The 25,201-nt window shown below is 71.8% G+C and carries 20 protein-coding genes and 2 tRNA genes; 16 read left to right on the top strand and 6 right to left on the bottom strand.

Annotated features, from left to right (window positions below; genetic code table 11):
* The first annotated feature begins 422 nt into the window (after window positions 1-422).
* The 13 genes from dnaA to KIN34_RS04160 all read left to right on the top strand — a co-directional run bounded on the left by dnaA (window position 423) and on the right by KIN34_RS04160 (window position 16,037).
* Complete coding sequence (gene dnaA, locus KIN34_RS04220) at window positions 423-1,982, top strand: chromosomal replication initiator protein DnaA (protein WP_214347116.1); 1,560 nt, start codon at window positions 423-425, stop codon at window positions 1,980-1,982.
* 696 nt (window positions 1,983-2,678) lie between these two features.
* Window positions 2,679-3,809 (top strand): DNA polymerase III subunit beta, encoded by a 1,131-nt coding sequence (dnaN, locus tag KIN34_RS04215; protein WP_214347112.1) that lies wholly within the window; start codon window positions 2,679-2,681, stop codon window positions 3,807-3,809.
* A gap of 91 nt (window positions 3,810-3,900) precedes the next feature.
* Window positions 3,901-4,848 carry a phosphogluconate dehydrogenase (NAD(+)-dependent, decarboxylating) gene (gene gnd, locus KIN34_RS04210; protein WP_214347109.1) on the top strand — a complete coding sequence of 316 codons (948 nt, stop codon included), beginning with the start codon at window positions 3,901-3,903 and terminating at the stop codon, window positions 4,846-4,848.
* 31 nt (window positions 4,849-4,879) lie between these two features.
* Window positions 4,880-6,061, top strand: coding sequence for a DNA replication/repair protein RecF (recF, locus tag KIN34_RS04205; RefSeq protein WP_214347099.1), 1,182 nt, complete (start codon window positions 4,880-4,882; stop codon window positions 6,059-6,061).
* Window positions 6,051-6,596: a DciA family protein gene (locus tag KIN34_RS04200; RefSeq protein ID WP_214347096.1), complete on the top strand. Its 546-nt coding sequence runs from the start codon at window positions 6,051-6,053 to the stop codon at window positions 6,594-6,596. The genes recF and KIN34_RS04200 overlap by 11 nt, the downstream gene beginning before the upstream one ends.
* Before the next feature lie 286 nt (window positions 6,597-6,882).
* A complete protein-coding gene (gene gyrB / locus KIN34_RS04195) occupies window positions 6,883-8,895 on the top strand; it encodes a DNA topoisomerase (ATP-hydrolyzing) subunit B (protein ID WP_214347093.1) in 2,013 nt (670 codons plus the stop codon).
* A gap of 128 nt (window positions 8,896-9,023) precedes the next feature.
* Window positions 9,024-11,621: a DNA gyrase subunit A gene (gene gyrA, locus KIN34_RS04190; protein ID WP_214347079.1), complete on the top strand. Its 2,598-nt coding sequence runs from the start codon at window positions 9,024-9,026 to the stop codon at window positions 11,619-11,621.
* On the top strand, window positions 11,618-12,478 hold the full coding sequence (locus KIN34_RS04185) for a DUF3566 domain-containing protein (RefSeq protein WP_214347077.1): 861 nt from the start codon (window positions 11,618-11,620) through the stop codon (window positions 12,476-12,478). Before gyrA ends, KIN34_RS04185 begins: the two co-directional genes overlap by 4 nt.
* 106 nt (window positions 12,479-12,584) lie before the next feature.
* Window positions 12,585-12,658, top strand: a tRNA-Ile gene (locus tag KIN34_RS04180).
* Window positions 12,659-12,691: 33 nt separating this feature from the next.
* Entirely contained in the window at window positions 12,692-12,811 is a 120-nt protein-coding gene (locus tag KIN34_RS04175; RefSeq protein WP_214347075.1) for a DLW-39 family protein, read from the top strand.
* A gap of 43 nt (window positions 12,812-12,854) precedes the next feature.
* Window positions 12,855-12,930 (top strand) — tRNA-Ala (locus tag KIN34_RS04170).
* 161 nt (window positions 12,931-13,091) lie between these two features.
* A complete protein-coding gene (locus KIN34_RS04165) occupies window positions 13,092-14,711 on the top strand; it encodes a non-homologous end-joining DNA ligase LigD (RefSeq protein WP_214347073.1) in 1,620 nt (539 codons plus the stop codon).
* Between the two features lie 84 nt (window positions 14,712-14,795).
* Window positions 14,796-16,037 carry a carboxypeptidase-like regulatory domain-containing protein gene (locus tag KIN34_RS04160; RefSeq protein ID WP_214347071.1) on the top strand — a complete coding sequence of 414 codons (1,242 nt, stop codon included), beginning with the start codon at window positions 14,796-14,798 and terminating at the stop codon, window positions 16,035-16,037.
* A gap of 4 nt (window positions 16,038-16,041) precedes the next feature.
* On the opposite strand, the gene KIN34_RS04155 is transcribed toward KIN34_RS04160, so the two are convergent.
* Window positions 16,042-16,602, bottom strand: coding sequence for a hypothetical protein (locus KIN34_RS04155; RefSeq protein WP_214347069.1), 561 nt, complete (start codon window positions 16,600-16,602; stop codon window positions 16,042-16,044).
* Between the two features lie 100 nt (window positions 16,603-16,702).
* Complete coding sequence (locus KIN34_RS04150; protein ID WP_214347067.1) at window positions 16,703-16,975, bottom strand: GlsB/YeaQ/YmgE family stress response membrane protein; 273 nt, start codon at window positions 16,973-16,975, stop codon at window positions 16,703-16,705.
* Window positions 16,976-17,112: 137 nt separating this feature from the next.
* Here KIN34_RS04150 and KIN34_RS04145 point away from each other — a divergent pair, with 137 nt between their 5' ends.
* The 3 genes from KIN34_RS04145 to KIN34_RS04135 are packed head-to-tail and all read left to right on the top strand — an operon-like array spanning window position 17,113 to window position 19,756.
* Window positions 17,113-18,042, top strand: a complete 930-nt coding sequence (locus KIN34_RS04145) for an ABC transporter ATP-binding protein (RefSeq protein WP_214347065.1) — start codon at window positions 17,113-17,115, stop codon at window positions 18,040-18,042.
* A complete protein-coding gene (locus KIN34_RS04140; protein WP_237689036.1) occupies window positions 18,039-18,944 on the top strand; it encodes an ABC transporter permease in 906 nt (301 codons plus the stop codon). The genes KIN34_RS04145 and KIN34_RS04140 overlap by 4 nt, the downstream gene beginning before the upstream one ends.
* Entirely contained in the window at window positions 18,941-19,756 is an 816-nt protein-coding gene (locus tag KIN34_RS04135) for an ABC transporter permease (RefSeq protein ID WP_214347063.1), read from the top strand. Before KIN34_RS04140 ends, KIN34_RS04135 begins: the two co-directional genes overlap by 4 nt.
* Window positions 19,757-19,787: 31 nt before the next feature.
* Here KIN34_RS04135 and KIN34_RS04130 read toward each other — a convergent pair whose 3' ends face one another.
* From KIN34_RS04130 to KIN34_RS04115, 4 genes are all read right to left on the bottom strand, one after another.
* Entirely contained in the window at window positions 19,788-20,573 is a 786-nt protein-coding gene (locus KIN34_RS04130) for a DUF1129 domain-containing protein (protein WP_214347060.1), read from the bottom strand.
* A gap of 5 nt (window positions 20,574-20,578) precedes the next feature.
* On the bottom strand, window positions 20,579-20,980 hold the full coding sequence (locus KIN34_RS04125) for a PadR family transcriptional regulator (RefSeq protein ID WP_307858083.1): 402 nt from the start codon (window positions 20,978-20,980) through the stop codon (window positions 20,579-20,581).
* A gap of 107 nt (window positions 20,981-21,087) precedes the next feature.
* The gene (locus KIN34_RS04120) at window positions 21,088-21,801 is read right to left on the bottom strand and encodes a GNAT family N-acetyltransferase (RefSeq protein ID WP_214347057.1); all 714 of its coding nucleotides are present in this window, start codon (window positions 21,799-21,801) and stop codon (window positions 21,088-21,090) included.
* Window positions 21,802-22,213: 412 nt separating this feature from the next.
* The gene (locus tag KIN34_RS04115; protein ID WP_214347054.1) at window positions 22,214-25,096 is read right to left on the bottom strand and encodes a glycoside hydrolase family 9 protein; all 2,883 of its coding nucleotides are present in this window, start codon (window positions 25,094-25,096) and stop codon (window positions 22,214-22,216) included.
* Between the last annotated feature and the right edge of the window lie 105 nt (window positions 25,097-25,201).

Here is a 25,201-nt window from a genome sequence, read left to right as displayed (position 1 = left end):
CATCAGAAGGCTGACCTACGGTACGCCGTGCGCACGCGAGGGGTCAAACCACGAGGGTAGCGCGAGGAGCGCGGACGAGCCCTACGGCCCCACCCACGCGGAATCGACCATGTTCGGCCACGGCGCACGCCGGCGGCCTCCCGACACGCCGGTGCGGCGCGGTCTCCGCGAGATTCCTCACCCTCCCGTGGCCTGCCCAGCGGGGAGTTCTCCACACTACGATCGACCCTCGTCTGTGGACGACGAGCCCGCGGCTCCCTCCTGCGCTCCGCGCCCGGGACCCCGCGTCGCGCCTCGTCGTGCGGGACACCCCCGGACGAGAGAGTGCCTGGACAGCCAGCACACAGGTGTGGACAACTGTGTGGACAACAACCCGCGTGCGAGACTCGCCCTCCGCACGGACGACGTGACAGAGGTAGGACGTGGCACAGGACGAAGAGCTCTCCCGGGTCTGGGGTCACGTGGTGACCACCCTTGAGGAGAGCCCGGACATCACCCAGCGTCAGCTGGCGTTCGTCCGCCTCGCCCAGCCGCTCGGCCTGCTCGACGGGACGATCATCCTGGCGGTCGGCAACGAGTACACCAAGGAGTACCTCGAGACAAAGGTGCGCTCCGAGGTCACCGAGGCCCTCGGCTCCGCTCTCGGCCGCGACGGCCGCTTCGCCATCACCGTGGACCCGGCCCTGGTGGACGACGCGCCCCCGGCGGTGCGCGCCATGACGTCGGCGCCCGAGCAGCTCGCCGACGCACCGCTCGAGCGTGCCTCGTCGGACGGTGCCGACGAGCCGGCCGGCGTCGCCCGCCCCTCGTCCGTCCGTGACGACGACCTCGTCGACGGCGGGCGGGACCGCACGCGTGACCAGCAACGTGGCCGCGACCTCGACGACGAGCCCGCGCGGCCCACGCGCTCGGGGTCCGACTCCGGCGCCCGCCGGCAGCAGGCCGAGCCGGCACGGCTCAACCCGCACTACCTCTTCGAGACCTTCGTCATCGGGTCGTCCAACCGCTTCGCGCACGCGGCGGCCGTGGCCGTCGCCGAGGCGCCGGCGAAGGCGTACAACCCGCTGTTCATCTACGGCGACTCGGGCCTCGGCAAGACGCACCTGCTGCACGCGATCGGCCACTACGCGCAGAACCTCTACCCCAGCGTCCGGGTGCGCTACGTGAACTCCGAGGAGTTCACCAACGACTTCATCAACTCGATCTCGGAGGGCAAGGCCGGCGCGTTCCAGCGCCGCTACCGCGAGGTCGACGTGCTCCTCATCGACGACATCCAGTTCCTGCAGGGCAAGGAGCAGACGATGGAGGAGTTCTTCCACACGTTCAACACGCTCCACAACGCCAACAAGCAGGTCGTCATCACGTCCGACCTGCCGCCCAAGCAGCTCAACGGCTTCGAGGACCGCATGCGGTCGCGGTTCGAGTGGGGACTCATCACCGACGTCCAGCCGCCGGACCTCGAGACCCGCATCGCGATCCTGCGCAAGAAGGCCGGCGGCGACAACATGCAGGCGCCGCCCGAGGTGCTCGAGTACATCGCCTCCAAGATCTCGACGAACATCCGGGAGCTCGAGGGCGCGCTCATCCGGGTCACGGCCTTCGCGAGCCTCAACCGGCAGCAGGTCGACCTCTCCCTCGCCGAGATCGTCCTCAAGGACCTCATCACGGACGACCAGACCACCGAGATCACCTCGACGCAGGTGATCGGCCAGACCGCCGCGTACTTCGGATTGAGCATCGAGGACCTGTGCGGCTCGTCCCGGTCCCGTGTCCTGGTCACCGCCCGGCAGATCGCCATGTACCTGTGCCGCGAGCTGACCGACCTCTCCCTGCCGAAGATCGGCCAGGCGTTCGGCGGCCGTGACCACACCACCGTCATGCACGCCAACCGCAAGATCCGCGAGCTCATGGCCGAGCGCCGGTCGATCTACAACCAGGTCACCGAGCTCACGAACCGGATCAAGCAGCAGAGCCGGGGCTGAAACGTCCCCAGGTTTTTCCACAGACGCTGGGTACAACGTCTCGTGATCACCCGTTCGGAGCAACGTGCGACGGGCCGCACTGGGGTAGCCCTCTGACCTGCGAGAACAGGGCCACGCGTGCCGTCGGTCCGGTCGGCCACCCCAAAACAGGACAGAACCGGACATCGATCCGGACGGATCGGGCGACCTTCATCCCCAGGTTCAAGCATGCATGGGATGACTGTTCACATCTGTGCACAGGCCTGTGGACAACGGTGGACGACGAGTCGGAACGTGTGGACCGGGGATGACGCACCGGTGGACGACGAATGACACGCGAACGACCGTCCACGTCCGTCCACGGCGAGAGCCCGCGGGCCCACAGGCGCCGTCCACACGTGAACGACACGTCGACCTGCGACGACAGCGCTTGTCCACACCGTGCACAGACGCGATGACGACGACGACAGATCTCCAGGACGATGATCCACACACCTTCGGTGCGTGCCGGCGGAGCCCGGCGTGCCCCGGCCCGCGCAGCAGGCCGGCGACAGCGCACGACACGGACGTCCCTGACCACCATGCACTCCCCACCAGCAGCAGGACCGCTGCCGCGTGTCCTCCCTCTCGCGTAGTGTTCGCGTCACGAGCGCCCGCACCACGTCCTTGTGATTCGTGCGCAGCAGCCAGCGGCACGTACGACGAGAGGTGTGGTCCATGAGGTTCCGGGTCGAGCGCGACGTTCTAGCCGACGCCGTCACCTGGACGGCCAGGAGCCTGCCGACCCGTCCCCCGGTCCCGGTCCTCGCCGGAGTGCGGATCGAGGCGGACAGCTCGGGCACCATCCAGCTCTCGAGCTTCGACTACGAGGTCTCGGCGCGGTCGCAGATCCCGGCCGACGTCTCCGAGCCCGGGACGGTCCTCGTGTCCGGCCGCCTGCTCGCCGAGATCTCGCGCGCACTGCCCGCGAAGCCCGTCGACGTGGTGCTCGACGGCACCAAGGTCGTCGTGACCTGCGGCGCGAGCCGGTTCACGCTCCTCACGATGCCCGTGGAGGACTACCCGAACCTGCCGGTCATGCCGCCCGTCAGCGGCACGGTCGACGGCGACGCGATGACGCACGCGGTCGCCCAGGTCTCCGTCGCCGCGAGCCGGGACGACACGTTGCCGCTGCTTACGGGCGTGCGCGTCGAGATCGAGGGCGAGAAGGTCACGCTGCTCGCGACCGACCGCTACCGCCTGGCGCTGCGCGAGCTGACCTGGACCCCGGCCTCGCCGGACATCTCGACGGTCGCGCTGGTGCGCGCCCGCACCCTGTCCGACGCGGCGAAGTCGCTGGGCACGGCCGGCTCGGTCGCGGTGTCGCTCTCCACCGGGGCGGGCGTCGACCTGATCGGCTTCGAGGCGGCCGGCCGCCAGACGACGAGCCTGCTCGTCGACGGCGACTACCCCGCCGTCCGTCGGCTGTTCCCGGACGAGACGCCGATCCACGCGATCGTCTCCAAGGCCCAACTCACCGACGCCGCCAAGCGTGTGGCCCTGGTCGCGGAGCGCAACACCCCGATCCGGCTGAGCTTCTCCGACGGCCAGGTGGTGCTGGACGCCGGTCAGGGGGACGACGCCCAGGCGTCGGAGGCGCTCGAGGCCACGCTCGTCGGCGAGGACATCTCCGTGGCGTTCAACCCGCAGTTCCTGCTCGACGGGCTGGGCGCGCTGGACACCACGTTCGTCCGGATGTCGTTCACGCACCCGAACAAGCCCGTGGAGTTCACCGGCCAGGAGTCGCTCGACGGCGAGGACGACAAGGGCTACCGGTACCTGCTGGTGCCCATCCGCTTCGCCAGCTGACGCGCCGCGACCACCGGTCTGCGAGACAGTGGACCGGGACAGCGGACGGGGCGTCGGTCGGGACGCCTGCGACAACGGAAGGACGCTCGTCATGAAGATCGGTCTGGTCGGGCTGGGCAAGATGGGCGCCAACATGCGCGAGCGCATCCGTGGCGCCGGGATCGAGGTCGTCGGCTTCGACCGCAACCCCGACGTCACGGACGTGCCGAGCCTCGAGGCCCTGGTGGAGTCCATGCCCGCGGGCGAGCGCGTCGTGTGGGTGATGGTCCCGTCCGGGGAGATCACCGACGGCGTCATCAACGACCTGGCCGGGCTGCTCGCCGAGGGCGACGTCGTCATCGACGGCGGGAACTCGTACTACCAGGACGACGAGCCGCACGCGGCGCTGCTGCGCGAGCGTGGCATCGGGTTCCTCGACGCCGGGGTCTCGGGTGGCGTCTGGGGCCTGAAGAACGGGTACGGGCTCATGGTCGGCGGCGACGCCGCGTCGGTCGAGCGCGTGATGCCGGTGTTCGACGCGCTGCGCCCGGAGGGTGAGCGCGCCGACGGGTTCGTGCACGCGGGCAAGGTCGGTGCGGGGCACTACGCGAAGATGGTGCACAACGGCATCGAGTACGGACTGATGCAGGCGTACGCGGAGGGCTACGAGCTCCTGGCCGCGAAGGACCTGGTCACGGACGTGCACGGGACCATGCAGGCGTGGACCAAGGGCACGGTCGTGCGGTCGTGGCTGCTCGAGCTGCTGGTCCGCGCGTTGCAGGAGGACCCGGGCCTGGCCGCGATCGACGACTGGGTCGAGGACTCGGGCGAGGGCCGCTGGACCGTCGACGAGGCGATCGACCTCGCCGTCCCCGCCCCGGTGATCTCGGCCGCGCTGTTCGCGCGGTTCGCCTCGCGGCAGGGCGAGTCGCCCGCGATGAAGGCCGTCGCGGCGCTGCGCCAGCAGTTCGGCGGCCACGCGGTGAAGCCGGCCGGCACCACCGGCCCGGTCACGAGCACGACGCCCGCGGCCGGCGCCGCGGTCCCGCCGTCAGCCTGACCCCGAGCCCAGCCGGAGCCTCGCCACCTCGATGTACGTCGCGCACCTGCACCTGACGGACTTCCGCTCCTACCCGCACGTCGAGCTCGAGCTCGACCCGGGTATCACGGCGCTCGTCGGACCCAACGGGCAGGGCAAGACGAACCTGGTCGAGGCGATCGGGTACGTCGCGACGCTCGGCAGCCACCGGGTGCCGACCGACGCCGCGCTGGTCCGTGCGGGGACGGCGCGCGCGGTGGTCGGGACCAAGATCGTCCGGGAGCTGGAGCCCGGCCGGCCGCGCGCGACGGTCGTCGAGGTCGAGATCACGCCGGGCAAGGCCAACCGCGCGCGCGTCAACGGCGGGAGCCCGGTGCGGGCGCGCGACGTGCTGGGCATGCTGCGCACGGTGCTCTTCGCGCCCGAGGACCTGGCGCTGGTCAAGGGCGACCCGGACGGACGGCGCTCGTTCCTCGACGCGCTGCTGGTGCAGCTCGCGCCGCGCGTCGCGGCGACCGTGCAGGACTACGAGCGGGTGCTGCGCCAGCGGTCGGCGCTGCTGAAGTCGGCCGGCGCGGCCGCGCGGGCCCGGCAGGGCTCCGACCTGCGCACGCTGGACGTGTGGGACGCGAAGCTGGCCCAGCTCGGCGCGCGCCTCGTCGTCGAGCGGCGGGCTCTGGTGCGGGACCTCGCGCCCCACGTCGCGGCGGCGTACGAGCAGGTCAGCGCGGGGCAGGGCGCCGCACGGATCGCCTACCGCGCGTCCCTCGACGCGGTGCTCGAGGACCAGGGGCCCGCCCCCGCGGAGGCCGGCGTCGACCTGGTCGAGGCCCAGCTCCTCGAGGCGATGGGGCGGCTGCGGCCGAAGGAGATCGAGCGCGGCGTGTGCCTCGTCGGACCGCACCGTGACGACCTGGTCCTGACGCTCGCCGACCTGCCGGCCAAGGGCTACGCGAGCCATGGCGAGTCGTGGTCGTTCGCGCTGGCGCTGCGGCTCGCGTCCTGGCGCGTGCTCACCGAGGGCGGTCAGCACGAGTCCGCGGACGCCGAGCCCGTACTGGTGCTCGACGACGTCTTCGCGGAGCTCGACGCGCGCCGGCGCGACCGGTTGGCCGAGCTCGTCGCCCCCGGACGTCAGGTACTCATCACCGCCGCGGTCGCGCAGGACGTGCCCGAGCCGTTGGCCGGAGCCCGCGTCGACGTCATGGGTGGTGAGGTGGCGCGTGTCCTCTGACGAGGCGCCCGCCGACGCCCGACCCCTGCGCGAGCTCGTCGAGCTCACCCCGGAGCGGGCGGTCGCCGCGGCCGCGCTGGGCCGGGCGAAGGAGAGCGCGCGGCGCCGGGGCCTGCGTCCGGGGGACGCCCCGCGCGGCCGGCGGTCGGAGGTCCAGCTCGGGGACGCGCGGCCGGGGGGCCGGGACCCGCGCACGGTCGCCGAGTCGCTCGACGCGCTCGTCGGACAGCTCGCGTGGACCCCCGGGGTGACGGCGGGGACGATCCAGGCGCGGTGGCCGGAGCTGTTCGGCGAGGAGGTCGCGGCGCGCGCCGCCTACGTGTCGTTCGACGCCGGCGTGCTGACGATGCGCGCGGAGTCCACGGCGTGGGCCACCAACCTGCGGTGGGCGGTCCCGACGATGCTGCGCACGCTCGGCGAGGCGCTGGGCGAGGGCGTCGTCGTCCAGATCGAGGTGCAGGGGCCGGGCGGGCCAGGGTTCTCCCGGGGCCCGCGGAGCGTGCCGGGCCGCGGGGTGCGCGACACCTACGGGTGAGCCGCGGGTGCGCCAGGGTGGAGTACCGGTGGAGTCACCGGTGGGGCTGCACGGGAGCCGGGGACGAGTGCGGACCCCCGTGGCGTGCCAGCCGTCCACCGCTCCTCCACCGCTCGACCACCGGTACCGCGTGGTTCGGGGGGTCCGGGGCCTGCGGACAGGTAGACTTCTAGGGTCATTCCTGGCGCCTTGGTGCCCGGAACTCCAGCGTCACGGAGTGATCTGCCCTCCTCGCGGCCGGGCGGCCCGCTCCGGCGCGTCTGCGACCTTGAGGAGTACCACCCGCGTGGCCGAGCAGCCCAGCCCCCAGCCCGAGTCCGGCAGCAGCTACGACGCCTCCGCGATCACCGTCCTCGAAGGCCTGGAGGCGGTGCGCAAGCGCCCGGGCATGTACATCGGCTCCACCGGCGAGCGCGGGCTGCACCACCTGGTCTACGAGGTGGTGGACAACTCGGTCGACGAGGCGCTGGCCGGCTACTGCGACCACATCGAGGTGACGCTGCGCGCCGACGGCGGTGTGCGGGTGGTCGACAACGGCCGCGGCATCCCGGTCGAGCTCCACCCGACCGAGGGCAAGCCCACGCTCGAGGTCGTCATGACGATCCTGCACGCCGGCGGGAAGTTCGGCGGCGGCGGCTACGCGGTCTCCGGCGGACTGCACGGCGTCGGCATCTCGGTGGTCAACGCCCTCTCGACCCGCGTGGAGTCCGTGGTCCGGCGCGACGGCTACGCGTGGGAGATGGACTTCGCGGACGGCGGCCACCCGGTCGGCGAGATCCGCCGGGGCGAGGCGACGAGCGACACGGGCACGCAGCAGACGTTCTGGCCGGACCCGGCGATCTTCGAGACCGTCGACTTCGACTTCGAGACCCTGCGGGCACGGTTCCAGCAGTACGCCTTCCTCAACAAGGGCCTGCAGATCACGCTGACCGACGAGCGTCCGGAGCACCTGGACACCGGCAACGAGGTCGCGGGCGACGAGGAGGAGACCGAGGCACGCGTCGTCACGTACAAGTACGACGACGGGCTGCTCGACTACGTCAAGCACCTCAACTCGACCAAGAAGGTCGAGGTGGTGAACCCCGAGGTCATCGCGTTCGAGTCCGAGGACAAGGACAAGAAGATCTCGGTCGAGATCGCGCTGCAGTGGACCACGGCCTACTCGGAGTCGGTCCATGCGTACGCCAACACGATCGCGACCACCGAGGGCGGCACGCACGAGGAGGGCTTCCGTGCGGCGATGACCGGCCTGATCAACCGGTACGCGCGGGACAAGGGCATCCTCAAGGACAAGGACGAGAACCTCACGGGTGAGGACATCCGCGAGGGGCTCACGGCGGTCATCTCCATCAAGCTCGGCGAGCCGCAGTTCGAGGGCCAGACGAAGACCAAGCTCGGCAACACCGAGGCCAAGACCTTCGTGCAGCGCGTGGTGAACGAGCAGCTCGGTGACTGGCTCGACTCGCACCCGAACGAGGCGCGGGACGTGATCCGCAAGTCCATCCAGGCGGCGTCCGCCCGCATGGCGGCCCGCAAGGCGCGCGAGGCGACGCGGCGCAAGGGTCTGCTCGAGTCGGGCGGCATGCCGGGCAAGCTCAAGGACTGCCAGTCCAACCGCCCGGAGGAGTGCGAGGTCTTCATCGTCGAGGGCGACTCGGCCGGCGGCTCCGCGGTCCGGGGTCGCAACCCGCGCACGCAGGCGATCCTGCCGATCCGCGGGAAGATCCTCAACGTCGAGCGCGCGCGCCTGGACCGGGCGCTGTCCAACCAGGAGGTCCAGGCGCTGATCACGGCCTTCGGCACCGGGATCGGCGAGGACTTCGACCTCGCCAAGCTGCGGTACCACAAGATCGTGCTCATGGCCGACGCCGACGTCGACGGCCAGCACATCCGCACGCTGCTGCTGACCCTCCTGTTCCGGTACATGCCGGAGCTCATCAAGCACGGGCACGTGTACATGGCGCAGCCGCCGCTGTACCGCATCAAGTGGTCCAACGCGGAGCACGACTACGTGTACACCGACCGGGAGCGGGACGCGTACGTCGCCGAGGGCCAGGCCGCCGGCAAGCGGCTGCCCAAGGAGAACTCGATCCAGCGCTACAAGGGCCTGGGCGAGATGGACTACTCGGAGCTGTGGGAGACGACCATGTCCCCCGAGCACCGCACGCTCCTGCAGGTGACGCTCGACGAGGCGGCCGCGGCGGACGAGATCTTCTCGGTCCTCATGGGCGAGGACGTCGAGGCTCGTCGTTCCTTCATCCAGCGGAACGCCAAGGACGTCCGGTTCCTCGATATCTGAGGAGTGAGCGAAGCGAGCCCCGCAAGATATCGACATAGGCAGAGTATTTAGAGGCGCCGCTCGTCGTCCTGGATACGACGAGCGAGCCCCACGAACCCGCGCGACCACGAAACTGACGAAGGACTGACGTGACGGACATCCCGAACGGCGACGGCATCGAGCACGGCCGGATCGACCAGGTCGACCTGCAGCTCGAGATGCAGCGGTCGTACCTGGACTACGCGATGGCGGTCATCGTCGGGCGCGCGCTCCCCGACGTGCGCGACGGGCTCAAGCCCGTGCACCGCCGCGTCCTGTACGCGATGTACGACGGCGGGTACCGCCCCGACCGCCAGTTCTCGAAGTGCAGCCGCGTCGTCGGCGACGTCATGGGCAAGTACCACCCGCACGGCGACACGGCGATCTACGACGCCCTGGTCCGCCTGGTGCAGGACTGGTCGATGCGTTACCCGCTCGTCTCCGGCCAGGGCAACTTCGGCTCCCCCGGCGACGACCCGGCGGCCGCCCCGCGGTACACCGAGTGCAAGATGGCCCCGCTCGCCATGGAGATGGTGCGGGACATCGACGAGGACACGGTCGAGTTCGGCGACAACTACGACGGCCGGACGCAGGAGCCGCAGGTCCTGCCGGCGCGGTTCCCGAACCTGCTGGTCAACGGCTCGGCGGGCATCGCGGTCGGCATGGCCACCAACATCCCGCCGCACAACCTGCGCGAGGTGGCGGCGGGTGTGCAGTGGCACCTCGACCACCCCGAGGCGTCGAACGAGGAGCTGCTCGAGGCGCTCATGGAGCGCATCAAGGGTCCCGACTTCCCCACGTCGGCGACGATCCTGGGCCACCGGGGCATCGAGGACGCCTACCGCACGGGCCGCGGCTCGATCACGATGCGCGCGGTCGTCGAGGTCGAGGAGATCCAGGGCCGCATCTGCCTCGTCGTGACCGAGCTCCCGTACCAGGTGAACCCGGACGCGCTGGCCAAGAAGATCGCGGACCTGGTCCGCGAGAACAAGGTCGGCGGGATCGCGGACATCCGCGACGAGACCTCGGGCCGCACGGGTCAGCGCCTGGTGATCGTGCTCAAGCGCGACGCGGTCGCGAAGGTCGTGCTGAACAACCTGTACAAGCACACGCAGCTGCAGGACACGTTCGGCGCCAACATGCTCGCGCTCGTCGACGGCGTGCCGCGCACGCTCAGCATCGACGCGTTCGTGCGGCACTGGACCGCGCACCAGCTCGACGTCATCCGCCGGCGCACGGCGTACCGCCTGCGCAAGGCGGAGGAGCAGATCCACATCTACCGCGGCTACCTCAAGGCGCTCGACGCGCTCGACGAGGTCATCGCGCTCATCCGCCGCTCCCCCGACGCCGACGAGGCCCGCACGGGCCTGATGGCGCTGCTCGACGTCGACGAGGTGCAGGCCAACGCGATCCTCAACCTGCAGCTGCGCCGCCTGGCCGCGCTGCAGCGCCAGGAGATCCTGGACCGGTACGCCGAGCTCGAGACGCAGATCAAGGGCTACCTCGAGATCCTCGCCTCCGAGCAGCGGCAGCGCGAGATCGTGTCCGACGAGCTCGCGGAGATCGTCGACAAGTACGGCGACGAGCGGCGCACCCGGATCCTGCCGTTCGACGGCGAGGTCAGCGTCGAGGACCTCATCGCCGAGGAGGAGATGGTCGTCACCATCACCCGCGGCGGCTACGCCAAGCGCACGCGCAGCGACAACTACCGGGCGCAGCGCCGCGGTGGCAAGGGCGTCAAGGGCGCGCAGCTGCGCGAGGACGACCTGGTGGACCACTTCTTCGTCACGACGACGCACCACTGGCTGCTGTTCTTCACGAACCTGGGCCGCGTCTACCGGGCGAAGGCGTACGAGCTGCCCGAAGGCGGCCGGGACGCGAAGGGCCAGCACGTCGCCAACCTGCTCGCCTTCCAGCCCGACGAGCGGATCGCCCAGGTGCTCGCGCTGCGGGACTACGACCAGGCGGAGTACCTGGTCCTGGCCACGAAGCGCGGCCTGGTGAAGAAGACCCGGCTCGCGGACTACGACTCCAACCGGTCCGGCGGCGTCATCGCGATCAACCTGCGCGAGGACGACGAGGGCCGGCCGGACGAGCTGGTGGCCGCACGCCTGGTCGACTCCGACCAGGACCTGATCCTGGTCTCGCGCGTCGGCCAGTCGATCCGGTTCACGGCGGACGACGAGCAGCTGCGGCCGATGGGCCGCGCGACCAGCGGCGTCACGGGGATGAAGTTCCGCGACGAGGACGAGCTGCTCGCCGCGGACGTCGTGCGCGAGGACGCGTTCCTGTTCACGGTCACCGAGGGCGGTATCGCGAAGCGCACCGCGCTCACCGTGGAGAACTACCGCCAGCAGGGCCGCAACGGCTACGGCATCCGGGTGGCCAACCTGCCGGAGCAGAACGGCCTGCTGGTCGGGGCGCTCGTCGTCGCCCCCGACGACGAGGTCCTGGTGATCATGGAGCGCGGCAAGGTGGTGCGCTCGGCGGTCTCCGAGGTGAACGCGACGGGCCGCACGACGCAGGGCGTGATCTTCGCCAAGCCCGACAACGGCGACAAGATCATCGCCGTCGCGCGGAACGCGGAACGCCAGGAGCCCGAGGATGCCGGTACCGTGGTCGAAGGACCCGGTGCTCCCAGCGCCACGGCTGCGGCCACCGACGGACCGTCGCAGACGGCCCCTGACACGTCCGCGGAGGATGCATGACCGACCCCGCACCGCCCTCGATCCCGCCTCGGCAGAAGCCGACCCCCGCGCCGACCTCGTCGGCGCGCACGGTCGGCTCGTCGGGCGGCAAGGGGGGCACAACCCCGCGGGCCGCCAGCGCGGCACCTGCTCCGGCCAGGCCGACGACGGGCTCGTCGGCCGAGGCGCAGCGCGAGAAGGACACGGTCCCTCCTCCCCCGGCGCCGCCGGCGGGCGGGGGCGCGGCGGAGCAGGACCCGCCCACGCCGCTGGCGACGGCCGTCGACAAGACGACCTCCTGGTTCAAGAAGGCGGCCGGCGCCACGACCGCAGCCATCTCCACGGCCACCACGCGGCCCCAGTCCGAGGACGACTCCATGACCACGACCTCCACGCGACCGGCGACGGCCACGTCCCCCGCGGCGGCCCCGCAGGTCCCGCCGCGCACGGAGACGGGCGCCGGCTCGTCGGCCCGCCCGGCGACCGGACGGATCGCGACCGTCGCCGCCGGCGGCGGTCCGCGTCGCGTGCGCCTCGCGATCTCGCGCATCGACCCGTGGTCGGTGATGAAGCTGTCGTTCCTGATGTCGGTGGCGTTCGGGATCCTGATCGTCGTCGCCGTCGGCGTGGTCTGGTACACGCTCAACGGGATGCACGTCTTCACCAACATCGACGACCTGGTGCGTCAGGTGACCGGTGACGAGAGCCAGATCGACATCCTGCAGTACGTCCAGTTCAACCGCGTGATCTCGGGCGCCACGCTCATCGCGGTGGTCGACGTGTTCCTGCTCACCGCGCTGGCTACGATCGGCGCTTTCCTCTACAACATCGTCGCCGCGCTCGTCGGCGGGCTGCACGTGACGATGACCGACGAGTGAGCTGACGGACGGGGCGTCCCGAGCGCCAGGTCGGCCCGGCCCCGGTTTGGGCCGGACGACAGCGCTGGGGTAGTCTCGTCCGGCGCGCTGCGAGTCGGCGCGCGACGGGCCTATAGCTCAGACGGTTAGAGCGCTTCCCTGATAAGGAAGAGGTCACAGGTTCAAGTCCTGTTAGGCCCACTCCCGACGCAGTCCCAACCCGTGGGGGTCCCGATGAAGAAGCTCCTGCTCCTGGTGGCCCTGGCCGCCGTCGGCTACGTCGTGTACCAGAAGGTCGCGCAGGACCGTGACGAGCGGGACCTGTGGTCGGAGGTCACCGACACCTTCGAGTGAGGTACTCGCTCGAAGATGCCCGCGCCCGGCTGACGGGACGCACGGGGCCATGGCGCAATTGGTAGCGCACCTGCTTTGCAAGCAGGGGGTTAGGGGTTCGAGTCCCCTTGGCTCCACCATCGCCGCCGCACCGCGACCCCGGTCCCGGTGAGCGCCCGGTGAGCGCCCGGCGGCCGGCCCGGCTGCAGGTCCGCGGTTCCCGGCCCGCAGTGCCGGACCCGCCCGCGTGCGCCACGCTGGGACGGGGCCGGCATCCGACGGCCCGGAGGGCGGTGAGCGGATGCCGGGCAAGCTGCGGCAGGGGGTGTCGTCGGGCGAGCTCGAGACGTACCGGTCGATGCGCGACTTCGGGCGCACCCCGGAGCCGGCGGGCGGGCAGCCGGATGCCTCGGGGACCGGCGCGCGCCGCTTCGTCGTCCAGCGACACCGCGCGCGCCGGCTGCACTACGACGTCCGGTTCGAGATCGACGGGGTCCTGGTGAGCTGGGCGGTCCCGCGCGGACCGACGCTCGACCCGAAGGCGCGGCGGCTGGCCGTGCACGTCGAGGACCACCCGCTCGAGTACGCGGACTTCGAGGGCGTCATCCCCGCGAAGCAGTACGGCGGCGGGGACGTGATCGTGTGGGACCGCGGCACGTGGGTCCCGTCCAAGAGCGACGACCCGGCCGCCGAGGTCGCGGCCGGTGAGCTGCACGCGGAGCTGCACGGCACGCGGCTGCGCGGGCACGTCCTGCTGGTACGACGTGGCGATGCGGCGGACCACGGCAAGGAGCAGTGGCTGATGCTCCACAAGAACGACGAGCACGCGGTCGACGGCTGGGACGCGGAGGACCACCCGACGTCGGTGGTGAGCGGGCGCACGAACGACGAGGTCAAGGCCGACCCGGACCGGGTGTGGCGCTCGGACCTGCCGGCGGCGCAGGCCTCGGTCGAGCTGCACCCGACGGTCGCGGGGCCGTCCGACGACGAGCTCGCGGCGCTCGACGAGCTCGGCGCCGCGGGCGCGTGGGACGTGTTCGGCCGGACGCTGCGGCTCACCAACCTCGACAAGGTGCTGTTCCCCGCACGCGGCGACGAGCCGCCGGTGACCAAGCGCGAGCTCGTGCGGTACGCGGCGCGCGTCGCCCCGGTCGCGGTGCCGTACCTGCGCGGGCGCGCGCTCAACATGCACCGCTACCCGCAGGGAGCGGGGCAGCGCGGCTTCTGGCACAAGCAGCTTCCAGGCCACGCGCCCGACTGGCTGGCGCGCTGGGACAACCCGGAGGCCGACGCCGACGAGACGAGCACCTACCTCGTGGTCGACGAGCCGGCCGCGCTGGTGTGGGCGGCGAACTTCGGGGCGCTCGAGTGGCACGCGTGGACCTCACGCACCGAGGCGCCGCAGAGCCCGACGTACGCGCTCGTCGACCTGGACCCGGGGCCGACGACCACCTGGGACGACCTGCTGCTCATGGCGCGGCTGCACCGGGACGCGTTCGCGCACCTCGGCGTCCGGGCGTACCCCAAGGTCACGGGCCGACGAGGCATCCAGGTGTGGGTGCCGATCGCGAGCGGACCGGGTTTCGACGAGACCCGCGCGTGGGTCGAACGCCTCTCCCGCACGGTCGGTGCGGTGATCCCCGACCTGGTGAGCTGGCGCTGGGAGGTGCGGGAGCGCGGCGGGCGGGCCCGGCTGGACTACACGCAGAACGCGATCAACAAGACCCTCGTCGCGCCGTACAGCCCGCGCGCGGCCGCGGGGGCGCCCGTGTCCGCGCCGATCACGTGGGACGAGCTCGACGAGGACTGGCTGCGTCCCGACGCGTTCACCGTCCGTACGGTGCTCGACCGCGTCGCGGAGCGCGGGGACCCGTTCCGCGGCGTGCTCGAGCACGACCAGGTGCTCCCCCGCCTGGCCTGAGCCCGGCGTCGGGATCACCCGGCCGGCGACTCGCGCCCGAGTTGTCCTGTTTGCGACCATGGGGCGAGGGGTGCGCAGCGGGGCGTGCCGGAGCCGGAGGTCGTCGTGAAGCGAGCATGGGCGGTGCTGGCCGCGCTCGCCGTGGCCCTCGGGACGGTCGGGCTGGCGGGGACGTCCGCGGTCGCCGCGCCGTCGCGCACGGTCGGCGTGCACGTGGAGACGACGAGCGGCGCGGACGTCGTGCTGCACGAGGTCGCCATGCGGTCGACCGCGAGCAGCCCGGGCACGTACGCGGGGACCCGGTGGACGAACGGGCTGGGCCGGGCAGCGTTCCCGCGCGTCCCGCGCGGGACCTTCGTGCTCGAGGTGACGGTCCCCTCGGCGTCCGGTCCGGTCACGGTGCGGCGCCAGGTCGCCGTGGGCTCGTCGGACGTCGACGTGACGCTGCGGCCGCGGGTGGACGCCGCCCTGCACGGCAAGGTCCTGCGCGGTGCCGGGGCCGTTCCGGACGCGTGGGTCTCCGCCCGTCGGGCCGCGGGGACCACCTGGTCCCCGACGACGCGGACGGCCCCCAACGGGGCCTGGGTCCTCACCGACCGCTCCCCCGGCCGCTACGTGCTCAAGGCCGACAGCTGGGGCACGCGCTTCCTGACCACCTACTCGGGCGACACGGTGCGCGAGCCCGACGCGCGGGCGGTGGCGGTCGTGCAGGGCGGCGCGACGAGAGTGGTCGTCCGGACCGTCGCGGCGGCGTTCCTCAGCGGCAGGGTGGTCGACGGGCACGGCAAGCCGGTCGCGGGCGTCTTCGTGCACGCGGACAACCTCGACCGGTACGGGAGCGCGGACGCCGTCACGGGCGTGGACGGGCGGTACCGGCTCTCCGGGCTGGCGACCGGGCGGGTGCGCGTCGACGTCCTGGACGAGCACTTCACGCTCCTGGCGCGCACCACGGTGGACGCGCGGCAGGGCTCGGTCGTCGCGGTGCGCACGCTGCGGGCGACGCGCTCGTCGGGTGCCATGGCGGGTGCGAGCGCCGACCTGTGGGCGGGCGGCGTGCGTCCGACGAGCGGTGTCGCGGTGGGCGGCGTCGTGCGGCACGCGGGGCGCGGCGTCGTCGGGGTGCAGGTCGTCGTCGGGACGGCGCAGGGTGCGGTGTCCGCGCGCGTGACCACGGACGACGAGGGGCGCTACCGGGTGCCGGGCGTGCCGGCCGGCTCGTGGCGGGTCTACGTCCGCGACCCGTACACCGGCGGGTACCGCGACGCGTCCCGCGCGGTCACGGTGGGCGCGCAGTCGGTGGCCGTCCCGCCGATCACCGTCTCCTGACGCCTCAGTCGCCCGCCCGACGAGCGCGCTCGGTGATCTCCGCGAGCACGCGCGGGGTGTAGACGGGCACGGGGTCGGGCGTCGCGGGGCCGGTCTCGAGCGAGGTCCAGTGCCAGTACGGCGTGACCGACGCGCGCCGGCCCTCGGTGTGCAGCCGCAGGTCCAGCAGCATGGCGTACCGGTACCCGAACCGGCGCTGCAGGGCCTGGGCCGCGCTGAGGCCGGGCCCCGCGGCCTCGTCGGACACGGGCTCGACCTCGACGTGGACCAGCATGAGGTTGTGCTCCGGGCCCAGCTGGCCGCGGTGGTGGACGATCAGGTTGGGCACCTGGGTCTCGCCGGAGAGCTGCACGGAGGACTCGAGCATCGCGCCCGAGCGGTCGTACTCGCTGTCGACGTCCCACGTGCGCTCGACCGTCTGGCGCAGGTACCAGCCCAGGTGGAACGCGATGGTCCGCACGCTCGGGCTGCTGGTGCCCGTGGTCGGGGTGAACAGCGTCCACTCCTCCACCAGCGTGTTGGTCAGCGCGATGCGCAGCCGTGACTGCAGGTCCGCCAGGATCATGGTCGGACGCTACTCGCGGCGATGTCACGCGACGTAGGCCCTTGGGTTACCGGGACGTTGAATCGTGCCGCCCGGGCGCGCGGCCCGGGCGGCGCCGGCGTCACAGCAGCGAGCGACGACGCCCGCGCGACGAGATCGCCGCGACGAACAGCGCGGCGAGGCCGATCTGGAGACCCAGCTCGACCCAGTCGACGCCGCCCGTGTCCTTCGCGCCGATGAGCGACGCGAGGAACGTCCCGACGAGCGCCGCGACGATGCCGACGAGGATGGTGACGATGATGCCGATGCGCTGGCGGCCCCGCACGAGCAGGCGGCCGAGCACGCCGATGATCGCGCCGATGATGATCGCGCTGAGGATTCCTTCGATGGTCATGATGACTCCTCGCATCCGGGGGAAGGTGCTCCGCTGACGTTAGGGCCGGCGGTCGCGGCGCGCGCGGCGAGCGGTGGGCGGGTACGGGACCGAAAGGGTTCGGTCGATGTCGGTGGGGGCGTCTACGGTGGGCGGCTGTGAGCGAGCACCCCGTCATCAGCGCCCGTGGCCTGACCAAGCGGTTCGGCGACTTCACCGCCGTGGACGGGATCGACTTCGAGGTGCCGCCCGGTGAGGCTTTCGGCCTGCTCGGCCCCAACGGTGCCGGCAAGTCGACGACGATGCGGATGGTCGGCGCCGTCTCGCAGCGCACGGGCGGTGATCTGAGCGTCGTCGGGCTCGACCCGGACACCCACGGGCCGGAGATCCGCTCGCAGCTGGGCGTGGTCCCGCAGGAGGACAACCTCGACACCGAGCTCCGGGTCCGGGACAACCTGATCGTCTACGGACGCTACTTCGGGATTCCGCGGGCCGTGTGCGCGCGCCGGGCGGACGAGCTGCTGGAGTTCGCCCAGCTCGAGGACAAGGCGAAGGCCAAGGTCGACGACCTCTCGGGCGGCATGAAGCGACGGCTGACCATCGCGCGCGCCCTGATCAACGAGCCGCGCATCCTCATGCTCGACGAGCCGACGACGGGGCTGGACCCGCAGGCGCGGCACGTGCTCTGGGACCGCCTGTTCCGGCTCAAGGAGCGCGGCACCACGCTGGTGCTGACCACGCACTACATGGACGAGGCGGAGCAGCTGTGCGACCGGCTCGTCGTCGTCGACCACGGCCGGATCATGGCGGAGGGCTCGCCCGCCGCGCTGATCCGCGAGTACTCGACGCGGGAGGTGGTCGAGCTGCGGTTCGGCTCGGACCGCAACGCCGACGCCGCGCGGCAGCTGGAGGGCCAGGCGGACCGCGTCGAGGTGCTGCCGGACCGCGTGCTGCTCTACACCGACGACGGCGAACGGCTCCTCGAGCGCGTCGCTCACCTGGGCCTGCGCCCGACGACCAGCCTGGTGCGCCGCTCGAGCCTCGAGGACGTCTTCCTGCGCCTGACCGGGCGGAGCCTGATCGAATGACCGAGCCTGATCGCCTGACCGAGCCTGATCGAATGAACGAGCCGGCCCACACGACCACGCCCGGCGCCGTGGCGGAGCCGATGGTGGCCGCCGCGTTCGCGGGTGCGCTGCGGCCCCGACGGTTCGGCGCCTGGTACATCGCCGAGCACCAGCTGCGGCAGATGCGCTCCTACGGCTGGACCGTGGTGATGTCCGGCATCGGCAGCCCGCTGATCTACATGCTCGGCATCGGGCTGGGCCTGGCCGCCTTCCTGGACGTGCCGGTCGCGAGCGGCCCGGACGGACCCGTGGACTACCTGTGGTTCGTCGCGCCGGCGCTCCTGGCCACCGCGGCGGTCTCGGTCACCACCGAGGAGTTCACGTACACCGTCATGGCCGGGTTCAAGTGGCGCCGGCTCTTCTGGGGCATGAACGCCTCGCCCGTGAGCCCCGAGCAGATCTGCTCCGGCCTGGTCATCGCCGTCACGCTGCGCATGGTCTTCGTGTCCGCCGCGTACTACCTGGTCATGGTCCTCTTCGGCGCGGTCGGCGACGTCGTGCTGGGGACCCTCATGGTGCCCGTGGGCGTGCTCGCCGGCCTCGCGTTCGGGCTGCCGCTGCTCGCGTTCTCCGCCGGGATCGAGGAGGACCGCGGCCAGTTCGCGATGGTGCAGCGCTTCGTGTTCACGCCGCTGTTCCTGTTCAGCGGCACGTTCTACCCGCTCGACACGCTGCCCGTGGGGCTGCAGTGGGTCGGCTGGATCTCGCCGATCTGGCACGCGAGCGAGGCGGGCAGGCTGCTGTCCTACGGCCCCGGGCCGGGATCCTGGCCCCTCGGCGCGCACCTCGCCGTGCTCGCGCTGCTCGCCGTCGTCGGGTGGTTCGTCGCCCGTCGCGTCTTCGTCGGGAGGTTGCGCTCATGACCACGGTGGCGACCACCCGGAACCCGGGCTCCCTGCGCGCGCTGTACTCCGGCAACGCGCTCGCGGTCGTGTCGCGTGCACTGCAGGCGACCCGGTCCAGCAACTGGGTCGTGGTGGTGTCCGGCTTCTTCGAGCCGGTGTTCTACCTGCTCGCGATGGGCTGGGGGCTCGGCTCGTTCATCGGCGACGTGACGCTCGAGTCGGGCGAGACGGTGCCCTACGCGGCGTACATCGCGCCCGCGCTGCTCGCGGTCTCCGCCATGAACGGCGCGATCTACGACTCCACGTGGAACGTGTTCTTCAAGATGCACTTCGGCAAGCTCTACGACGCGATGCTGGCGACCTCGATCGGCCCGCTCGACGTGGCGCTCGGGGAGATCGTCTACGCGCTCCTGCGCGGCGGCGTGTACGCGGTGGGCTTCATGTCCGTCATGCAGGTGCTCGGCCTCAACCTGTCCTGGACCGCCGTGCTGGCCATCCCCGCGGTCCTGCTGGTCGCGTTCGGGTTCGCCTCGGTCGGCATGGCCGTGACCAGCTACATGAAGACCTTCCAGCAGATGGACTGGATCACCTTCGCGCTGCTGCCGATGTTCCTGTTCTCGGCCACGTTCTACCCGCTGTCGGTCTACGCCGAGCCGATCCAGTGGGTCATCAAGGCGCTCCCGCTGTGGCACGCCGTCGAGCTGGTGCGCGGCCTGACGACGGGCGTGCTGGGCCCCGTCATGCTGGTGCACGTCGGCTACTTCCTGGTGATGATCACCGCGGGCGTCCTGGCCACCACGACGAGACTGCGCGCCCTCTTCCTCTCGTGACCCGAACTCCTCTCGTAGCGCGGGGTCCCGATCACGTGAGACGGCCGACCGCGAACATGAGGCCGGCGGCGGCCGCGGTGGCGGCGAGCAGGACGAACCCCGCGATCCCGCTCCACCGGTGTGTGGCGCGGGCGGACGGATCGGCCGGCACGTCGAACGGTGAGGTGATCGGGTCGTCCGGAGCCGACCTCACGAGCTCCACCACGGCGGCGCCCAGGAGCAGCGCCGCGCCCGCGGCGAGCATCGGTGCGCCGCCGACCTCGATGAGGGTCGTGCGGATCAGGACCGCCGGCAGGGGCACCACCAGCACCACTGCTCCCGCACCCAGGACGAACTGCCAGGTCGAGCCGACGACGACCCGGAGCACCTGGTCGCCGAACCGGAGCACGAGGCCTGTGACGACGGTCGCGAGGAGGACCGTCACGAGGACCCCCCAGGTGAGCGGAGCGGGTTGCCGCGCGCCGAGCGCGTAGCCGCCGCCGACCAGGAGGACGGCACCCGCCACCTGGCCGAAGGCGAGCGCGACGTCGACCGCGCCGGGCTTGGTCTCCTGAGTGGGGTCGGGCTCCAGCGCGAGCGAGCGGGCGTACTCGACGGGCTCGCCGAAGGCCGACGCCGCGCTCTCACCACTCTCGACGACGTGCGACTCGACCTCCGCCAGCACACCCGCGATCCGGCTCCCGCCGACGCCCTGCAGCCGCAGCTCCAGGAGCACCTGCTCAGCCCACAGCGGGTCGACGTGGGGCGCGATCCGCTCCTCGATCCGGAACCGCGCCCGCCCGCGTGCCGTCTGCCGCGCGTTTGCTCCCCTGGTCACGGTCCTCACCTCTCGTCGCCCTTGCGAGCACCCTCGTCGTGCCCGTCTCTCGCCGGCAGGTCGGCCGCGTCCTCGTCGGACGTGGTCAGCACCCTGGTGACGGTGTCGCTGAAGGCGACCCAGTCCCCTGCCCGGCGCTGCGCCTCGGCGCGGCCGGCCGCCGTGAGCGTGTAGTACTTGCGGCCCGGCCCGCCCGCGCCCGGACGCCACTCGATGTCGACCAGACCGGCCTGCTCGAACCTCGTGAGCAGCGGGTACAGCGTCCCGCCCTTGACCGAGCCGAGGCCGGCCTCCTCCAGCGCTTGCCCGATCGCGTAGCCGTAGGTCGGTCCGAGACCGACGACGCGCAGCACGCAGACCTCGAGCACGCCCCGCATCCACTCGGCCGGCCACTGCACATCGGTCACGACTTAGACAGTACGGCTATCTAGTGGGTACGTCTATCTAGCGCGAAGCGATCCGGCCCGAAAGCGCTCCTTCCAGCGGCGGCCACCGCCTGGGCGCGACGGCGCGATCAGTCGTCCGCGGTGGTGGACGGGGTGTGCGCGGACCCGGACCCGTCCGCGCCGTCGAGCCGCAGGAACGCCCGTAGCGGACCGACGCCCTCGAGCTCGACCGGGGGGCGCAGCTCTGGCGGGCGGGCGTCCCAGTCGGCGCGCTCGAGGACGTAGCGTCGGCTGACCACCGGGGCGTCCTCACGCACGGCGGTGTCGGTGCCGTTCTCGCGGTAGCCCAGTCGGCGGGTCACGGCGTTCGACGGGCCGTTGTCCGCGAATGCCGAGGTCGTCGCGCGTTGCGCGTCGAGGCCCTCGAACAACAGGTGCAGCACCGCCAGGCGCATGCGCGTGCCGACACCCTGCCCCTGGTACCGCAGGCCGAGCCAGGAGCCGGTCTCGCCGGACCTCGTGAGTGTGAACTTCTCGGTGTACATCCCCTGGATCCCGAGCACCTCGCCGTCGCGGAGGACGGCGAGCTCGAGCGCCCACGCCTCGGGGCCGAACGTCGAGCGCAGCTTCCACTGGTACTGCAGGACGCTGCGGGCCACCTCGTCGGGCGTTCCGCGGGTCCAGGGGTTGGTGAAGGGCATGAAGTCGGGCGCGTGCACCCCGTCCGCGGCGAGCAGTGCGAGCCGCAGCGCCAGCTCGTCGTCCAGGTACCTCAGCTCCAGGTCACCGCTGCGCACCAGCACGCCCGCCGCGGGCCAGACCGTCTCCATGCCGCTCGTCATCCGAGCATCCTGCCCCGACCCGCCGCCCCACCCCACCTCATTCCCCACCAGTTCGCTCCCCACAGTCCCGGAGCCCCCCAGCCCTCGACCTCGTCAGTTGGTTGCGAGGGCGCGGTTGGGGCGCGCGCTCTCGCGCAGGAGTGACGATCTCGGCGGTCGGATCCTCGAGCTCGTCAGTTGGGTGCGAGGGCGCGGTTGGGGCGCGCGCTCTCGGGTGCGGGTGACGATCTCGGCGGCCGGAGTGGCGTTCCAGCCTGCCGGTCCCTGGCCGGTGCGGCTGGTCGAGGCGGCGCGGTGGCGTGGAACATGCGCGGAGAGGAACGGGCGGTGATGGGACGGGCGGTGATGGGACGGCGGAGGGGCCGGCGCGCGTGGCGCCGGCCCCTCCGGTCGATCGGTCAGACGCTCCGGGTCAGGAGCAGGTGGTGCCGTTGACCGTGAAGGTCGACGGCGAGGTGTTGGTGCCGTTGTGCGTGCCCTGGAAGCCGATCTCCGTGCTCGCGCCCGGAGCCAGCGTCGCGTTCCAGGACAGGCCCGTAGCGGTCACCGCGGTGCCCGTCTGGGTCCAGGTGGCGCTCCAGCCCGAGGACAGCTTCTGACCGGACGGGAACGCGAACCCGAGGGACCAGGTGAGCGGCGAGGTGCCCGTGTTGGTGATCTTCACCGACGCGGTGAACCCCGTGTTCCAGCCGTTGGGCGTGTAGACGACCTTGCAGGAGCCCGCGGGATCCGGGGGCGGGGTCGTCGTGGTGGTGGTCGTGAACGTCACCGCCGCGCTGGACGCGGAGGTGTTGCCCGCGGCGTCGACCGCACGCACCGCGTAGGTGTACGCGGTGCCGGCGGTGAGGCCGGTGAGGGTCGTCGACGTGGTGGTGGGCGAGGCGACGAGCGTGCTCGTCGTCCCCTGGACCCGCAGCACCTCGTACTTCGCCACGCCGGAACCGGCGTCCGTCGACGCGGCCCAGGTGAGCGTCGCGCCCGACGAGGTCACGGCCGAGGCCGTGGGCGTGCCGGGGACGGTCGGCGCGGTGGTGTCCGCGGGTGCGGCGGTCGTCGTGAAGGTGACGGCCGACGAGGCGGCGGACACGTTCCCGGCGGCGTCGCGCGCCTTGACCACGTAGGTGTAGGCGGTGCCGGCGGTGAGGCCGGTGAGCGTCGTCGACGTGGTGGTGGGCGAGGCGACGAGCGTGCTCGTCGTCCCCTGGACCCGGTAGACGTCGTACCCGGTGACGCCCACGGCGTCGGTCGAGGCGGCCCAGGTGAGGGTCGCGCCGGTCGACGTGATCGCGGACGCGGCGGGCGTGCCGGGTGCCGTCGGGGCGGTGGTGTCGCCCGGCGTGGTGCCGGTCGGCTCGGTGCCCCAGATCAGCTTGCCGCCGTCGTAGAGCGTGATCGCGGGCGCCTTGGCCAGGCCGGTCTGCGTCAGCCCGGCGAACGACGGGTCGTTGGTCGCGTCCCAGCCGGCGGGGCCGGTGAGCCGGAACTGGATCTCGCGGCGGTGCTGCGACTGGCCGCCCGGGTAGATGTTCTGGCCGGCGCAGGAGAGCTGGACGTAGCCCAGTGTGCCGCCCGCGCTGACGCCCTTGCCCGACTGCGCGCCGCACTCGGAGTAGTTCGCCGTGAGGGTCACGTCCGACGCGGCGAAGCCGTCGGTGCGGAACCAGTAGCGCACCGTGCCGTTGGTCAGGGACCGCGCGGGGAACGCGGACTGGTTCCGGATCATGGCCTTGACCTCGGTGAACGTGCCGCTCGGCGGCTGGTTCAGCTGGGCCTCGACGAAGATCTGGTCGCCGTCGGGCGTTTCGGCCCGCGGGAACGACGCGAGCGGCGTGCCGCCGTACTCGTCGACCAGGTACGCCAGCGCGGACGAGAAGCCGGCGTTGTAGTCCGTGGCGACCTCGTTGGCCACGTAGTCCTGCCGGTCGTCCTTGTACGCGTCGTCGGGCGCGCCGGGGCCGCCGACGAGCGCGCCGTACAGGACGTGCCGGGACTCGACCGGCGTGGTGATCGAGTCGAGCCAGGAGCCGTGCGCGGTGCGGTGGTGCGGCTTGGTGGGCGAGTTGGTGCCGAAGCCCACCACGTACGACGACTTGCGGGGGTTGTCGCCGAGCGCGTAGTTGATCTGCCGCAGGCCGAAGTCGTGGTAGCGCGCCTTGCGCGTCGCGTCGCCGACCCAGTCGGAGTAGACCAGGGCGACGAACGAGGTGTTCGCGGCGTACCGCAGCGAGCCCCACGAGTCGAGCACAGCCTGGCCGCCCGGGGAGTAGCGGACCTTCTCGCCGTTGACGCCGACGGTCCAGTAGTCGAGCCAGCGGTTCGCGTCGTCGACGTACTTCTGCTTGCCGGTCTCCATCGCCAGGAGGGCGTAGGTGGCGAACTGCTTGTTGTCCCACGCGACGGTCCACTTGTAGGAGCGGGTCGTCGACTGGTTCTCGGTGCCGAGCTTGTCGTACTCCGCCTCCGCCTTGGCCAGGTACGTCCGGTCACCCGTCGCCTTGTAGAGCCAGTACGCGCCCCAGACCAGCTCGTCCTGGTAGCCGGACCAGGACTTGTAGTACGCGGACGCCCCCGTCACGCAGTCGGAGTACGCGCCGCGGTAGGTGTCCGCGAACGAGTAGAGCTGCTTGGCGTGGGTGACGAGCTTGGCGGCGTACGCCGGGTCGTCGTCGGCGAACACCAGCGAGGAGGCGGCCATGGCGGCGGCCGTCTCCCCCGCGACGTCGGAACCCGGGCAGGACGCCGTGATCTTCATCGACGGCCGCGCCATCGTCATGACCTCGGCGGGGCCCCACCACTTGTGGTCGGCCTCGCCGTCGCCCACCTGCACGTACAGCTCGTTGGGGGCGGTGTGCGCCTTGACGAAGTAGTCGTTGACCCAGCGCAGGTTGCTCTGGATCTCGTCGGTCTGGCCGGCCTTCGCGTAGCCGTCCGGGCTGGCGACAGCGCCCCAGGCGAGCATCGTCGTCGTGAAGGCCATGGGGAAGCCGAACTTCACGTGGTCGCCCGCGTCGTACCAGCCGCCGGTGAGGTCCTTGCCGACGTCCGCGCCGTCGGTCATGCCGGAGTCACCGCGCCAGGACACGGGGTAGTTCTCCGGCAGGTCTCCGGAGGCCTGCGCCTGGTAGAAGAACATCGACTTCTGCAGGGCCTCGGCGTAGTTGAACGCCGGGGCCGCGGACGCGGCGCTCGCGAGGGGGACGACGAGGGCGCCCGCGGTGAGCGCGAGCGCGGCGACACCCGCGACGCTGCGGGTGCGGCCGCGCCGGGCGCGGGGGGGACGGGGTCGTGGCGACATGGCTCCTCTTCCGACAGGACGGACGGCAGGCGTCCGCGTCGGAGGGGGTCGCCACCGCGCGACACGCCAGGCGAATAGTCCGCTGACGAGCACTTTCGCCACAAT

Source organism: Cellulomonas fulva, from assembly GCF_018531375.1.
Classification (GTDB): Bacteria; Actinomycetota; Actinomycetes; order Actinomycetales; family Cellulomonadaceae; genus Cellulomonas; species Cellulomonas fulva.
The sequence above is the reverse complement of the archived record's forward strand: the minus strand, read 5'-3'. Positions and strand labels throughout refer to the sequence as shown.